We start from the raw sequence: 13,319 nt of genomic DNA, 5'->3' as shown, positions 1-13,319 counted from the left end.
CTGCCCGCCGCGTGAATTACCCCATCCCCGTAGTTCGCCTCGACTGGTTCGTGCCGCAGCGCACGCAGGGCCCAAGGGCTACCCACCAGGAGCATCCATGCTGTTTACCGATCTCGGCCTCAAGGCCGAAATCCTGCGCGCCATTGCCGAGCAGGGTTACACCGAACCCACCCCCATTCAACAACAGGCCATTCCCGCCGTCCTCGCCGGCCGCGACCTGATGGCCTGCGCCCAGACCGGCACCGGCAAGACCGCCGGCTTCACCCTGCCCATCCTGCAGCTGCTGTCCCAGGCCCAGGCCGGCGAAAGCCCCCTCAACCGCCTGGCGCGCAAGCCCCGGGTGCTGATCCTGGCGCCGACCCGGGAACTGGCCCTGCAGGTGGAAGAAAGCGTCCGTACCTACGGCCAGCATCTGCCCCTGAAGTCCATGTCCATGTTCGGCGGTGTCGGCATGAATCCCCAGATCGCCGCCCTGAAGCGCGGCGTGGACATCCTGGTGGCCTGCCCGGGCCGCCTGCTGGACCACATCAACCAGCGCACCCTGGACCTTTCCGGCATCGAAATCCTGGTCCTGGACGAAGCCGACCGCATGCTGGACATGGGTTTCATCCGCGACATCCGCAAGATCCTGGCCCTGCTGCCGCCCAACGGCAAGCGCCAGAACCTGCTCTTCTCCGCCACCTTCTCCGACGAGATCAAGGAACTGGCCAGGAGCTTCCTGCACGATCCCCAGTCCATCGAAGTGGCCCGCCGCAACACCACCGTGGAAACCGTCAGCCAGAAGGTCATTCACGTGGACCGGGAAAAGAAGAAGGACGTGCTGCTGCACCTCTTCGAGAACCGGGGCTGGAACCAGGTGCTGATCTTCACCCGCACCAAGCACGGCGCCGACGCCCTTTCCCGCCGCCTGGACAAGGAAGGCATCCGCTCCGCCGCCCTGCACGGCAACAAGACCCAGGGCGCCCGGGTGCGGGCCCTGACCGAGTTCAAGGAAGGCAAGCTGGTGGCCCTGGTGGCCACCGACATCGCCGCCCGGGGCATCGACATCGACCAGCTGCCCTATGTGGTGAACTACGAGCTGCCCAATGTGGCCGAGGACTACGTGCACCGCATCGGCCGCACCGGCCGCGCCGGCGCCGAAGGGGAGGCCATCTCCCTGGTCTGCCACGACGAGCGGGACAACCTGCGCAGCATCGAACGCCTGATCAAGAAGGACCTGGAGAAGGAAGTGCTGCCCGGCTTCGAGCCCAGCGCCAACCCGACCCCGGCACCGCCCCAGAACCGTGGCGGCCAGCGCCAGGGCCAGGGACAACGCCAAGGCCAGCGCCAGGGGCAGGGCCAGCCGGGCCGCAGCTTCGGCAACAACGGCGGCGGCAACCGCAGCGGCGGTAACGGCGGCAGTGGCGGCCGTGGCCAGGGCGGCGAAGGCCGCAGTCGCAGCGGCGGCGGTGCCGCCAGCGGCAACGGTGGCACGCCCCGCAGCGGCGGCAACCACCGCAACGGCACCCGGCACCACTAAGCCAGGGCGATCCCCATGAAAAAGGCCGGCGCAGCAATGCGCCGGCCTTTTTTTTCGTCTGGCGCCGGGGCGGCACCCTGGCGGGGCCGTCGTCGCCCCGGCCGTTCAGGAGAGGTCGGGCAGATCGAGTCCCCGATCCCACGGCGCCGGATCGCCGGCAAAGCGCTCGGCGAGGAAGTCCACCAGCAGGCGCAGGGCCAGGGGCTGGTGCTGGCGGGAGAGGTAGATGGCGTGGATGCCCAGCACTTCCGGTTCATGGTCCGGCAGCAGGGGCACCAGGCGACCGGCGCCCAGGTCGTCCCCCAGGTAGTAGGTGGGCAGCATGCCGATGCCGGCGCCACACAGCACGGCCCGCCGCAGCACCGCCGTCTCGTTGGTGTGGAAGCTCCAGTTCACCGGCACCGCAAGGTCGGCGCCGTTGCGCGTGAACCGGTACTGCTTGCCGATGCCGAAGGCGTGGGCAATGCAGCGGTGCCGCTGCAGGTCCTCGGCCGTTTCGGGCTTGCCATATCGTTCCAGGTAGGCGGGCGCGGCGCACAGCAGGGAGCGGCAGCGGGCCATGGGCCGCGCGATCATGGCCGGGTCCAGGGTGTTGGTGATGCGTACCGCCAGATCGACCCGTTCCGCCACCAGGTCGGTGGGCTTGTCCCCCACCGAGAGGACGATTTCCACCTGCTCATGCTGCCGCTGAAAGTCCGCCAGGGCTGCCGTCAGCTGGGCATCGGCAAAGGAGCCGGCGGTGGTGACGCGCAGCACCCCGGCCGGCTCCCGGTTGCGGGCCGCGGCCAGGTGCCGGGCCTCGGTGGCGATCTCCAGCAGTTGCCGGCAGGAGGGCAGGGCGGCGAGGCCGGCGTCGGTGAGGCTGACCTTGCGCGTGGTCCGGTGCAGCAGGCGGGCGTCGAACCAGTCCTCCACCGCCGCCAGGTAGCGGCTGACCATCGCCGCCGACATGTCCAGGTGCTCGGCGGCCTGGGTCAGGCTGCCCCGGTCGGCCACTTCAACGAAGACGCGTACTGCGGTCAGGCGGTCCATTTAATCGATTCGTGCAATAAATAATCAACTGGATCGAACTTTATCAACCATTTTGCAATAGATAAAGTTCGCCCTGTCATCACAACCCATCCATGCACGGAGACCGCCATGTTTTCCCTCAAGCGCATCGCCCGCTTCGCCATTCCCGCCCTGACCCTCGGCATCGTCGCCCCCGGCCATGCCCAAAGCCAGGGTGCCGCCCAGACTCCGGCGCCGCTGCAGGTGCAGGTGTACAACGCCGACGGCCACAGCTTCCACGTCAATGCGGTGGTGGTGAGCGGCAAGAGCGAAGCCGTGGTCATCGACACCGGCTTCACCCGGGCCGATGCCCTGCGGGTGGCGGCCAATGTGCTGGACAGCGGCAAGACCCTGACGACCATTTTCATCAGCAATGCGGACCCGGATTTCTATTTCGGCGCCGAGGTGCTCAAAGCCCATTTCCCCCAGGCCCGGGTGCTGACCACGCCGGCGGTGCGGGAAAAGATCCAGGCCAAAATGGCCGCCAAGGTGGCCTTCTGGGGCCCCAAGATGGGCGCCAACGGGCCCCGTCAGCCGATCGTGCCGGAACTGCTGCAGGGCACCCGCCTCAGCGTCGACGGCGAGACCGTCGAAGTGCGCGGCACCAGCGGCGAGCTGGCCCATCGTCCCTATGTGTGGATTCCGTCGCTGCGGGCCGTGGTCGGCAATATCGCCATCTTCGGCAACCTGCACGTCTGGACCGCCGATACCCGGACGGCGAGCCAGCGCCAGGCCTGGTTCGCCCAGCTGGACGAGATCGAGGCACTGCAGCCCGCCTTGGTGGTGCCGGGCCACATGGCCCCCGGCACGGCCCTGGACGCCAGCGCCATCGGCTACACCCGCAGCTACCTGCAACGCTTCGACGCGGAAGCTGCCAAAGCCTCCAATGCCGCCGAGCTGATCGCCGCCATGCAGCAGGCCTACCCACGGGCCGGTCTGGGCGTGGCCCTGGAGATCGGCGCCAAGGTCAACAAGGGCGAGATGCAGTGGTAGGTCTCCGCGCTCCTTGCCAACACCGTGCCGCCGCCATCCGGGCGGCGGCACGATCCTCATTTGTCGAATTACCGAACCATGACGGCCCCGATCCTGCATTACCTCTACGACCCGCTGTGCGGCTGGTGCTATGGCGCCGCCCCCTTGCTGCGGGCAGCGCGCGATGTCCTCCCGGTGCGGCCCCGCAGCGGCGGCATGATGGCCGGCGCCCGGCGCCAGGCGGTGACGCCCCAGCTGCGCGCCTATGTCCAACCCCATGACCAGCGGATCGCCCAGTTGAGCGGCCAGCCCTTCGGCCCCGCCTATACCGACGGCCTGCTCCGGGACAACGGCGCCGTCTTCGACTCCGAACCGCCCACCGCCGCCATGCTGGCCGCCGAGCAGCTGGCCGGCCGCGGGCTGGACATGCTGGCCCGGTTGCAGGTGGCCCACTATGAAGAAGGCCGCCGCATCGCCGAGCCGTCGGTGCTGGTGGAGTTGGCCGCATCCCTCGGGCTCGATGCCGCGGCCTTTGCCGAGACTCTGACGCAACTGTCGGGCGAGGCGGTGCAGGCCCATTTCCGCGACACCCGGGAATTCATGGCCCGGGTCGGCGCCCAGGGCTTTCCCACCTTCGTCCTCGAAACGGCGGAGGGCCTGCAGAGCATCGACGTCTCCGCCTACCTGGGGCGTCCCCAGGCCTTCCAGGAGCGTCTGCGCCAGCGTGCCGGGCTGCCCGCCGCGAGCGCCGCCCAGGCCCTGGGCTGCGGCTTCGACGGTTGTGCCCTGTAAGCTGGGCGTCTGGTCATGAAAAGCAATCTGCAGATCGTTGCCGAGCATTACGCCGCATCGGCCCGGGGGGACCTGGCCGGCATGCTGGCGGACCTGTCGCCGCAGGCGGCCTGGACCGAGATGGCGGGCTTTCCCTGCGCCGGCACCTGGATCGGTGCCACCCAGGTGAGCGCCCATGTCTTCGCCGTCCTCGGGCGTGACTGGGAGGGCTACACCTTTGTCCTGGAACGGTTGATCGACGGCGGCGAGGAAGTGGTGGGTATCGGCACCTACAGCGGCACTTACCGTAAAACCGGCAAGTCGATGCGGGCCCGGGCGACCCATGTGTGGCAGCTTGCCGGCGGCCGGATCGTCGCTTTCGAGCAGTTCACCGACACCCTGCTGGTGGCCCGGGCCATGCAGGCCTGATGGGGACGGCCTGGCTTGGCCGCGGCTGCCCGGAGTTTCAGGTGGCCGCGTCCTGTTCCAGCAGCTTCTGGTAGACGAAGGCGGTGAGGGTGATGCGGTCCTGGGCTTCGCCGCCGACGAATTCCAGGCCGTAGCCGATCATGCCGGGGCCCAGGTCTTCGCCGCCCGGATTGACGGCGCGGATGACCGCATCCAGGGTCACCAGGGAAATGATGTCGGCCAGGGCAATCTTGAAGGAGAGGCGGATGCTGTCGCCCTGGAGCCCCAGGGGATGGGGCGAGGCCAGCATGGCGCCGGAGATGCTGACGTTGCGGATGCTGGCGGCGCAGGCGTCCGGACTTTCCTGGCCCTGAGCGTCGAGGCGGCGGGCGCTGGCGATGAGATTGACCTTGGCCCGGGCGCCGCGGCGCACCACCAGGGCGCGCACGTCCTTGGGATAGGACAGGTGCAGGTAGGGGTAGGGCACGGCCACGGAACGCACCACCGTGGTGGAGAAGGCGTAGGCGTTCTTGCCGGAGAAGGCCCGCACCACGTAGTTCTGGCCGTCCCGCACGAAAATGTAGGCGCCGTCCACCTTGGGCGTGCTGACCAGGACGCTGGCGCCCTTGGTGAAGCCGATCAGCTTGACGTAGTGGCGGGCGGCGTTGGCGTCGCCGTTGGGTTGCAGCTGCAGGGCGTCACCTATCTGCAGGCGGGCTTCATCCAGGTTGACCCGGTTCTCGGCGGGGATTTCCGGGGCGATGTCCTTGGCGGGGGCGGGATCGGGCATGGTCGGGGCGCTATGGTTATACGGGGCCCTGGGGCCTGTTTGTTGTGGCCCTGAGTGTAGCACCCCCATGTTGCTGTCGTAAGGCCGTCCCCTTGTCTGCCCGGGCCCGTCCTAGTGCCGGTTGAAGATGCGGGTCTGGCCCTTGAGATCCACCAGCAGGGTGTCGTACAGCTCCCGCCGCACTTCCCGCTGATCCGGGGTCGAATCGAGCACCGTGCAGCCCCGCTCGCAGCTGGGGTTGGAAGCCTCCCGTCCCGGCGCCCCGGCGGGCAGGCCGGGCACTGCCAGGCCCCGGGCCTTGGGCTTTTCCTTGAGCAGTTCCTTGATGTCCTCGGCCGGCACATGGCCTTCGATGAAGTAGCCGGCAACCCGGGCCGTATGTACCGACTCCACCGCGGCGGGGACTTTCAGGCGCTTTTTCAAGGCCGCCATGTCCGCCGTTTCCTTCATGGTGACGCTGAAGCCGTTCTGCCGCAGGTGCTCGGCCCAGTCGATGCAGGCCAGGCAAGGCACCGGGGCGAACACTTCCACCGGCGGCAGGTTTTCCGCCGCGCCGAGGGGCGCGGCAGGCAGGAGAGCGGCCAGCAGGGCCGTTGCCAGCAATCGTTGCATAGATTTTTTCCCTGAGAATATGGGACTGCGGAAAGGCCGCGCCCCTGTTTTCGGCCATTCTCGCCCGGGGCGCCGGTCCGGACAACCCTTTTGCGGCCAGGGCTTTGGCGTCTGGGGCGGCGGCCTGCTGCCTGTCGGTGGCACGGGGCCGGCGCCGCCGCCGGCCTTTCCCGGGCAATGGGGAGTATCCGGGGGGTTTGGGGTAGAATACGCGCCTGCCAAAATTTCCCTATCTCGATGAAAACCACTTTCCTCGACTTCGAACAGCCCATCGCCGAGCTTGAAACCAAGATCGAAGAACTGCGCTTCATGCAGGACGATTCCGCGGTGGACATCTCGGAAGAAATCGCCCGCCTGGAAAAGAAGAGCCAGGGGCTGACCAAAGACATCTACGCCAAGCTGACGCCCTGGCAGACCGCCATGGTGGCGCGTCATCCCCAGCGTCCCTACACCCTGGACTACGTCTCCCGCCTGTTCACCGACTTCGAGGAACTGCACGGGGACCGCAGCTTTGCCGACGACAAGGCCATCGTCGGCGGCCTGGCCCGTTTCAACGGCCAGCCCTGCGTCGTCATCGGCCACCAGAAGGGCCGGGACACCAAGGAAAAGATCTACCGCAACTTCGGCATGCCGCGCCCCGAGGGCTACCGCAAGGCCGAGCGCCTGATGAAGCTGGCCGAGAAGTTCCAGATTCCCGTGTTCACCTTCGTGGACACCCCGGGCGCCTATCCCGGCATCGACGCCGAGGAGCGGGGCCAGTCCGAGGCCATCGGCCGCAACCTCTACGTCATGGCCGAACTGAAGACCCCCATCATCGTCACCATCATCGGTGAAGGCGGCTCCGGCGGCGCCCTGGCCATCGCCGTCGGCGACACGGTGCAGATGCTGCAGTACTCCACCTATTCCGTGATTTCCCCCGAAGGCTGCGCCTCCATCCTGTGGAAGAGCGCCGAGAAGGCCAACGAGGCGGCGGAAACCATGGGCATCACCGCTTCCCGCCTGAAGACCCTGGGCCTCATCGACAAGATCGTCAACGAACCCGTGGGCGGCGCCCACCGGGATCACGCCGCCATGGCCCAGAACCTGAAGAAGGCCCTGCAGGATGCGCTCAAGGGCGTTTCCGGCCTGTCTACCCAAGAACTGCTGGCGGCCCGCTACGAGCGGCTCATGTCCTATGGCCGCTTCAAGGAACAGCCGGTCTCCTGACCTGCCCCGGCGGATCGCCGACCGCCTGGCCCGGTTGCTGGCGGCGGCCGATCCCCATTCCGTTCTTCCCGCTTCCCCCCTTTCCACTACGCCCGTCCTCGCCGTCGGCCTCTCCGGCGGCCGGGATTCCGTCGCCCTGCTGGCGGCCCTGGCTGCCCAGGCGCCGGCGCGGGGCTGGCGTCTGCAGGCGGTGCATGTGCACCACGGCCTGTCGCCCCATGCCGATGCCTGGGCCGCCTTCTGCGGCGACCTCTGCGCTCGCCTCGGCGTGCCCCTGCAGGTGCACCGGGTCAGTCTGCCCGAGGCCCGTCCGGCGGGCCTGGAGGCGACCGCCCGGGCTGCCCGCTACCAGGTCTTTGCCGGCCTTGCGGCCGATGCCCTGATCCTGGCCCACCACCGGGACGACCAGGCGGAAACCCTGCTCTTCAACCTGCTGCGGGGCAGCGGCCTGCGGGGCCTGGCGGCCATGCCGGGGCGGCGCCTGCTGCCGCGTCCGGGCCATGGGCCCCTGCCGTTGCTGCGTCCCCTGCTGGAAACCTCCCGGGCCGAGCTGGAAGCCTGGCTGGCGGCCGAGGGCCTGGGCTGGATCGAGGACGAGAGCAACGGCGACCGGGCCTACGCCCGCAATTTCCTGCGGCATGAGGCCCTGCCCCTGCTGCAGTCCCGCTTTCCCGCCGCCGTCAGCCTTGGCCGGGCGGCGGCGCTGGCGGGGGAGGCGGAGGACCTGCTGGAGGAACTGGCGGCCCAGGATCTGGCCAAGGCCGCCGTCGGCTCCCGCCTGCAGCAGGCGGCCCTGGCCGGCCTCTCCAGTGCCCGGGGGCGCAACCTGCTGCGCTGCTGGCTGCGCCGCCATGGCGCCCCCATGCCCGAGGCCCGGGCCCTGGCGGAACTGTGGCAGCAGCTGGCCTGCCCCCGGCCTGACGGCCAGGTGGAATGGCGCTGTAGCGAGTGGGCGGTCCGCTTGTGGCGCGGAACGGTGTTCCTGGACCATGAGCCCCTGCAACCCCCGTCTTCCCTGGCGGAGCCGGCAGGCCCCTTCGTCATGCCCGTCCCTTGGGCCTTCGGCAGCATCGGTGGGCGGGAGGTGATCGGCCAGGGCGTGGCCCTCGCTCTGTGCGGCGAGGCTGCCCGCTTCCGCCTGCGTCAGGGAGGCGAAACCATGCAGCTGCCGGGCCGGCCCCGGCGTCCCCTGAAAAAACTGCTGCAGGAAGCGGACATTCCGCCCTGGCAGCGGCAGCGCCTGCCCCTGCTGTGGGTCGGCCAGACCCTGGCCTGGGTGCCTGGCATCGGCATCGCCGCCGACTGCCTGGCCCGGGCCGACGCACCCGGCTGGCTGCCCGAATGGCGGCCGGCCGAGAGCGCCAGCCTGTCACTGTCACCCTTGCCCTGCGACGATCCCGATGCCCCATATTGACCTGCGCACCGTCATCCTCCTGGCCGGTTTCATGACCGCCCTCATGGCCGTGGTGCTGTTCTTCGTCACCCGCAGTTTCCCCCAGCGCATCCGGGGCATCGGCCACTGGGCCGGCGGCACCCTGGTGGGCGTCTTTTCCGGCCTGCTGTTCGGCCTGCGCGGGCTGATCCCCGATGCGCTTTCCGTGCTTCTGGCCAGCCTGCTGCTGTACACCGCCCTTTCCCTCTGGCTCAGCGGCACCGAGCTGTTCTACCAGCGCCAGCCTTCCTGGCGCTTCCAGGCCCTGGTCAGCGGCGTCGGGCTGGGGCTGCTTACCTGGTTTCTGCTGGTGCAGCCGGATACCAATGCCCGCCTGGCGGTGGCCGGCCTCAGCCTGCCCCTGTTCTACGGGCGGCAGCTGCTGGTGGTGTTCCGCTACGGGCGCCCCGGCTTCATCAGCCGTTTTTTCTGCCTGGTGCTGCTGGCCCAGATCGGCGTGTTGCTGCTGCGCGGCAGCAGCGCCCTGGTGCCCGGCCTGGGCAGCGATTTCCTGGAGCAGACGCCGATCCAGGTGGTCTATCTCACTGCCTACCCCATCTGCACCCTGATGATCACCGTGGGTTACGTGCTGCTGGCGACGGACCGCCTGCGGGGCGAGCTGGAATATCTCTCCAGCCACGACTCCCTGACCCAGATTCTCAACCGCAGGGCCTTCGTCGAAGTGTGCGAGTGGGAGATGGCCCGGGCCCGGCGCCACGGCCGTGCCCTTTGCCTGCTTATGCTGGACCTGGATTTCTTCAAGAAGATCAACGACACCTACGGCCACCAGGCCGGCGACCTGGTGCTGCAGGGCTTCGTCCAGCGGGTTGGCGCCGTGCTGCGCCGGGGTGAGCATTTCGGCCGCTACGGCGGCGAGGAGTTCGTGGTGCTGCTGCCCGATGCGGACCTGGAACAGGCCCGCCAGGTGGCCGAGCGCATCCGTCTGACCACCGCCGAAGGCCCGGCCCAGCTGCCGCCGGTGACGGTGAGCATCGGCGTCGCCGCCCTGGAAGCGGCCGACACCAACCTGGACTGCCTCCTGTCCCGGGCCGACAACGCCATGTACCTGGCCAAGGCCAATGGCCGCAACCGCATCGAGGTGGCTGCTGCCGGGACCCATGAAGAGGGGGCCGGGGTTTCGCCAGTTGCTCCGGCGCCGTAAGACGGGGGCGCCGGAGAAGAGGGTCAGAAGTAGGACAGCCAGCCGCCGGGATGCCGGCGTTTGTAGTCGGCAAAACGCCGGCACAGGGGATACAGGACCGGGACCGACAGCAGGGCCAGGCCCCAGATCTGCCAGACCTGCCCGAAGCCGTAGCGCTCGCCCTGGGTGGGCCCCCACAGCGCCAGGCAGAGCAGATTGAGCAGATGCAGGGCGTAGAGATGGACGACGTAGAAGAACATCGGCACCCGCCCCAGCACCGCCAGGAAATTCCAGGTGTGTCGTTCCAGGACGGCCAGCCCGAGCAGTCCGCTCCCCAGGGTCAGCAGCAGGAACAGCAGGGAGGGCGGATATTTGGTCAGGTTCAGCCAGCCCATGAGGGTGACCAGGCCCGTTCCGGCGCCGGCCAGGGGATGGTCCCCGTAGCCATCAAGCCCCCGCAGCAGGACGAACAGGGCGAGGGCGCCCAGGCCCGCCAGGGCAAGGCGGCGCCGGCGCTGCTCCGGCGCACTGCCCTGGGCAAACCAGGGCCCCAGCCCGTAACCCAGCAGGATGACGCCGATCCAGGGCAGGACCGGGTAGGAGGTGCGGGCCGCCAGTCCGGGGGCCAGTTCGATGATGGCGCGGTCGTGCAGGACGGCCCACACGGCATGGGCTGCCGTGCCCGGAGGGAAGTGCAGGCTGTCGAGCAGGTTGTGGCCGACGATGATGAGGAGCCCCAGGGCCAGTTGTCCCGCCCGGGGCAGCCACAGCAGGGCGGCCAGAGCCAGCATGGACAGGCCGATGGCCCAGATCACCTGCAGATAGAGCATCCTGGGGGGGAAGGCGAAGGTCCAGGCGAAGTTGATCAGGCTCAGCTCCAGCAGCACCAGGAAGAGGCCGCGCTTGGCCAGGAAGGCGCTGGCGGCGCGCCGGGGATCGCCGCCGGCGCCAAGGTGCCGTTGCCCGTAGCACCAGGCGCCAAGCCCGGTGAGAAAAACGAAGACCGGGGCGCAGAAGTGGCTGGCGAAGCGGGTGAAGAACAGCCCGGGCGAGGTGGTGTGCAGGTCCATCGGGTCGGCGACCTGCTGGTGCAGGAAAAAGAACTCCCGCACGTGGTCCACCACCATCAGCGCCATGACCAGGCCCCGCAGGGCGTCGATGGCGTTGATGCGCTGATTTCCGCCGGGCATCAGAACTTGGCCTGCATGCCCAGGGTCACGGTGCGGGGCACGCCCGGCGTCACCCAGTACACGTCGTAGGAACTGGCGTAGTAGGTCTTGTCGAACAGGTTGTCGATATCCAGGGAGAAGCGCAGGGTCTTGCTCGGCTTCCAGTAGGCCATGGCCCGCATGGTGGTGTAGCTGGGCAGTTCGAAGCTGTCGATGGAATTGCCGGCCCGCTTGCCCACATAGGTGGCGCCGGCGCCAAGGCCGTAGCGGCCGCCGGCCAGGCCGTCTTCATACATTGCCAGCACGCTGCCGCTGTTTTTCGGCACGTTGATCAGCCGGGCGCCGACCAGGGCGGCGTTGCTGTCCTTGGTGATCTCGGCATCGATATGGGCGTAGTTGGCCAGCACCCGCACCTTGCTGGTCAGTTGTCCGGAGAAATCGAATTCCAGGCCGCGGCTGCGGGCCTCGCCGGCGGCGATGGCGTAACCCGCATTGGCCGGGTCGTTGGTCAGCACGTTCTTCTTGTCGATCTCGAACAGGGCCAGGGTGCCGCCGTAGCGCTTGTCAGGCGATTCGTATTTGAGGCCGGCTTCCCTGGACTCGCCCCGTTCCGGCGCAAAGGACTGGCTGGCCGCATCGACGCCGTTGTTGGCGCGGAAGGATTCACTGGCCAGGACATAGGCGGACAGGGTGGGGGTGGCCAGCCAGGTCAGGCCGACGCGGGGGGTGGTGACGCTGTGTTCCTGGGCGGTGCTGATACCCGTGTTCCGGTTGAGGATTTCCTGCCGGAAACGGTCGTGGCGCAGGCCCAGCAGCAGGCGCCAGCGTTCCGCCAGGCTCATCTGGTCCTGCAGGAAGAAGCCGGTGGCGTGCTGGGTTTCCAGGGTGTTGGTGGGCGTGGCGGTCAGGGCCAGCGGCGTCTGTCCATAGGCGGGGTTGAGCACATCCAGGCCGTAGGTGGTGGTGGAGCGGCCCCGCCGCATCAGCTGGTCCAGTTCGAAACGGTAGCTGTCCACGCCGGTCAGCACTTCATGCTGGAGCCAGCCGGTGCTGAATTTGCCGAGGATTTCGCCCTGGAACGACAGGTCGTTGGAACTGTAGTCCCGGTAGCGCCGTTCCCGCTCGATGACGGGAGCGCCGGCGCTGGTCCAGCGGATGCTGCCGGCAGTGCGGGGGCTGGCCTCGGTGGAATAGCCTTCCAGGCTGGTGGTGCGGTAGGCCAGACCAAACTTGGCTTTCCAGGCATCGGCCAGTTCATGTTCCACCGTCAGATGGTGGGTCTTGTTGTCGATGGTGATGTCACCGTCCCCCGGCTCTCCCAGGAAGCGCTCCCGGGGAATGCTGCCCACCTTGCCATTGACCGCGATCACCCCCCGGTCCATGGGCGCTTTCTGGCGCAGCAGCTCCAGGTCGTAATTGACGATGGTGCCGGCGCCCAGGAGCCAGGTGAAGGAGGGCGCCACCAGGTAGCGCTGGCTGTCCACCTGCTCGCGGAAACTGCCTTTGTCCTCATAGGCCAGGTTAAGCCGGTAGGCCAGGGTGTCGCTGATGGGGCCGGTGGAATCGAGGGTCGTCCGGTAGGTGTCGTAGCTGCCGACGTACATTTCCAGGGCGTGGCCGGATTTGAACTGGGGCTTCTTGGTGACGATGTTGAGGATGCCCCCGGGTTCGCTGCCGCCGTACAGGGCCGATGCGGGGCCCTTGATCACTTCCAGCCGTTCCACGTTGGCCATGTCCCGGGGAGCGTTGTAGCCCCGGTTCCCGGCAAAGCCGTTGCGCAGGAAATTGGCTCCCGTGTCCGGGTTGCCGGCAAAGCCGCGGATGGAGAAGTTGTCCCACAGGCCGCCAAAGCTGTTCTGGCGATTGACGCCGCTGACATAGTCGTAGGCTTCCTCGAGGCGTACCGCCCCGATGTCGTCGATGGCCTGGCGGGGAACGACCCGCACCGACTGGGGGACTTCCCGCAGGGGCGTCTCGGAACGGGCCACGCCGGCCTCGTCGCTGTAGTAGTCCTGTCCTTCGCTGCGTCCCACCACATTGATTTCAGACAGGGTCAGGGAAGGTTCATCGGCCAGGGCGCAGTGACTTGTGCCGAGTAGCAGTACGGCCGCAGCGAGCGGCTTCAGTTTCAGGCTGACAGACATGATTTTCTTGTATGTGATTGGGAGTGGGGTTGCGAATCGAAAATGGGGAGCCGCGCCATAGCCGATGAGGCGCGCGGAACGGCGGCGGCCTCCGGCGGGCTCCGA

12 protein-coding genes are annotated in these 13,319 nt (G+C 68.1%); 7 read left to right on the top strand and 5 right to left on the bottom strand.

Features of this window, described 5'->3' with window-relative positions; translation table 11 throughout:
- Positions 1 to 97 precede the first annotated feature (97 nt).
- Complete coding sequence (locus OEL49_RS00990; RefSeq protein ID WP_014238186.1) at positions 98 to 1,519, top strand: DEAD/DEAH box helicase; 1,422 nt, start codon at positions 98 to 100, stop codon at positions 1,517 to 1,519.
- A gap of 105 nt (positions 1,520 to 1,624) precedes the next feature.
- On the opposite strand, the gene OEL49_RS00985 is transcribed toward OEL49_RS00990, so the two are convergent.
- On the bottom strand, positions 1,625 to 2,551 hold the full coding sequence (locus tag OEL49_RS00985) for a LysR family transcriptional regulator (RefSeq protein ID WP_152088891.1): 927 nt from the start codon (positions 2,549 to 2,551) through the stop codon (positions 1,625 to 1,627).
- A 108-nt stretch (positions 2,552 to 2,659) separates the two neighbouring features.
- Here OEL49_RS00985 and OEL49_RS00980 point away from each other — a divergent pair, with 108 nt between their 5' ends.
- The 3 genes from OEL49_RS00980 to OEL49_RS00970 all read left to right on the top strand — a co-directional run bounded on the left by OEL49_RS00980 (position 2,660) and on the right by OEL49_RS00970 (position 4,741).
- Positions 2,660 to 3,562 carry an MBL fold metallo-hydrolase gene (locus OEL49_RS00980; RefSeq protein WP_172974667.1) on the top strand — a complete coding sequence of 301 codons (903 nt, stop codon included), beginning with the start codon at positions 2,660 to 2,662 and terminating at the stop codon, positions 3,560 to 3,562.
- Between the two features lie 78 nt (positions 3,563 to 3,640).
- Positions 3,641 to 4,333, top strand: a complete 693-nt coding sequence (locus tag OEL49_RS00975; protein WP_287873779.1) for a DsbA family protein — start codon at positions 3,641 to 3,643, stop codon at positions 4,331 to 4,333.
- Between the two features lie 15 nt (positions 4,334 to 4,348).
- Positions 4,349 to 4,741 (top strand): nuclear transport factor 2 family protein, encoded by a 393-nt coding sequence (locus tag OEL49_RS00970; protein WP_152088893.1) that lies wholly within the window; start codon positions 4,349 to 4,351, stop codon positions 4,739 to 4,741.
- A 37-nt stretch (positions 4,742 to 4,778) separates the two neighbouring features.
- On the opposite strand, the gene OEL49_RS00965 is transcribed toward OEL49_RS00970, so the two are convergent.
- Complete coding sequence (locus OEL49_RS00965; protein WP_130458828.1) at positions 4,779 to 5,510, bottom strand: flagellar brake protein; 732 nt, start codon at positions 5,508 to 5,510, stop codon at positions 4,779 to 4,781.
- Positions 5,511 to 5,621: 111 nt separating this feature from the next.
- Positions 5,622 to 6,122 (bottom strand): DUF411 domain-containing protein, encoded by a 501-nt coding sequence (locus OEL49_RS00960; protein WP_014238181.1) that lies wholly within the window; start codon positions 6,120 to 6,122, stop codon positions 5,622 to 5,624.
- Positions 6,123 to 6,359: 237 nt separating this feature from the next.
- On the opposite strand from OEL49_RS00960, the gene OEL49_RS00955 reads away from it, so the two are divergent.
- From OEL49_RS00955 to OEL49_RS00945, 3 genes are read left to right on the top strand one after another with little or no spacing between them, the layout of a single operon-like run.
- Positions 6,360 to 7,328 carry an acetyl-CoA carboxylase carboxyltransferase subunit alpha gene (locus OEL49_RS00955; RefSeq protein WP_152088895.1) on the top strand — a complete coding sequence of 323 codons (969 nt, stop codon included), beginning with the start codon at positions 6,360 to 6,362 and terminating at the stop codon, positions 7,326 to 7,328.
- Positions 7,297 to 8,742: a tRNA lysidine(34) synthetase TilS gene (tilS, locus tag OEL49_RS00950; protein WP_287873778.1), complete on the top strand. Its 1,446-nt coding sequence runs from the start codon at positions 7,297 to 7,299 to the stop codon at positions 8,740 to 8,742. Before OEL49_RS00955 ends, tilS begins: the two co-directional genes overlap by 32 nt.
- A complete protein-coding gene (locus OEL49_RS00945) occupies positions 8,729 to 9,922 on the top strand; it encodes a GGDEF domain-containing protein (RefSeq protein ID WP_152088897.1) in 1,194 nt (397 codons plus the stop codon). Before tilS ends, OEL49_RS00945 begins: the two co-directional genes overlap by 14 nt.
- Positions 9,923 to 9,945: 23 nt before the next feature.
- On the opposite strand, the gene OEL49_RS00940 is transcribed toward OEL49_RS00945, so the two are convergent.
- A complete protein-coding gene (locus OEL49_RS00940) occupies positions 9,946 to 11,091 on the bottom strand; it encodes a DUF1624 domain-containing protein (protein ID WP_152088898.1) in 1,146 nt (381 codons plus the stop codon).
- Positions 11,091 to 13,214 carry a TonB-dependent siderophore receptor gene (locus OEL49_RS00935; RefSeq protein WP_287873777.1) on the bottom strand — a complete coding sequence of 708 codons (2,124 nt, stop codon included), beginning with the start codon at positions 13,212 to 13,214 and terminating at the stop codon, positions 11,091 to 11,093. The genes OEL49_RS00940 and OEL49_RS00935 overlap by 1 nt, the downstream gene beginning before the upstream one ends.
- Positions 13,215 to 13,319: the final 105 nt, after the last annotated feature.

This window comes from Azospira sp., from assembly GCF_030247495.1.
GTDB lineage: Bacteria > Pseudomonadota > Gammaproteobacteria > Burkholderiales > Rhodocyclaceae > Azospira > Azospira oryzae.
Note: the sequence above shows the minus strand (reverse complement) of the source record. Positions and strands in the feature narration are given on the sequence as shown.

What these genes read in the sequence shown, in the direction of transcription:
- OEL49_RS00990 (WP_014238186.1), top strand. Translation starts at nt 98, where the DNA reads ATGCTGTTTACCGATCTCGGCCTCAAGGCCGAAATCCTGCGCGCCATT.
- OEL49_RS00985 (WP_152088891.1), bottom strand. Translation starts at nt 2,551, where the DNA reads ATGGACCGCCTGACCGCAGTACGCGTCTTCGTTGAAGTGGCCGACCGG.
- OEL49_RS00980 (WP_172974667.1), top strand. Translation starts at nt 2,660, where the DNA reads ATGTTTTCCCTCAAGCGCATCGCCCGCTTCGCCATTCCCGCCCTGACC.
- OEL49_RS00975 (WP_287873779.1), top strand. Translation starts at nt 3,641, where the DNA reads ATGACGGCCCCGATCCTGCATTACCTCTACGACCCGCTGTGCGGCTGG.
- OEL49_RS00970 (WP_152088893.1), top strand. Translation starts at nt 4,349, where the DNA reads ATGAAAAGCAATCTGCAGATCGTTGCCGAGCATTACGCCGCATCGGCC.
- OEL49_RS00965 (WP_130458828.1), bottom strand. Translation starts at nt 5,510, where the DNA reads ATGCCCGATCCCGCCCCCGCCAAGGACATCGCCCCGGAAATCCCCGCC.
- OEL49_RS00960 (WP_014238181.1), bottom strand. Translation starts at nt 6,122, where the DNA reads ATGCAACGATTGCTGGCAACGGCCCTGCTGGCCGCTCTCCTGCCTGCC.
- OEL49_RS00955 (WP_152088895.1), top strand. Translation starts at nt 6,360, where the DNA reads ATGAAAACCACTTTCCTCGACTTCGAACAGCCCATCGCCGAGCTTGAA.
- tilS (WP_287873778.1), top strand. Translation starts at nt 7,297, where the DNA reads ATGGCCGCTTCAAGGAACAGCCGGTCTCCTGACCTGCCCCGGCGGATC.
- OEL49_RS00945 (WP_152088897.1), top strand. Translation starts at nt 8,729, where the DNA reads ATGCCCCATATTGACCTGCGCACCGTCATCCTCCTGGCCGGTTTCATG.
- OEL49_RS00940 (WP_152088898.1), bottom strand. Translation starts at nt 11,091, where the DNA reads ATGCCCGGCGGAAATCAGCGCATCAACGCCATCGACGCCCTGCGGGGC.
- OEL49_RS00935 (WP_287873777.1), bottom strand. Translation starts at nt 13,214, where the DNA reads ATGTCTGTCAGCCTGAAACTGAAGCCGCTCGCTGCGGCCGTACTGCTA.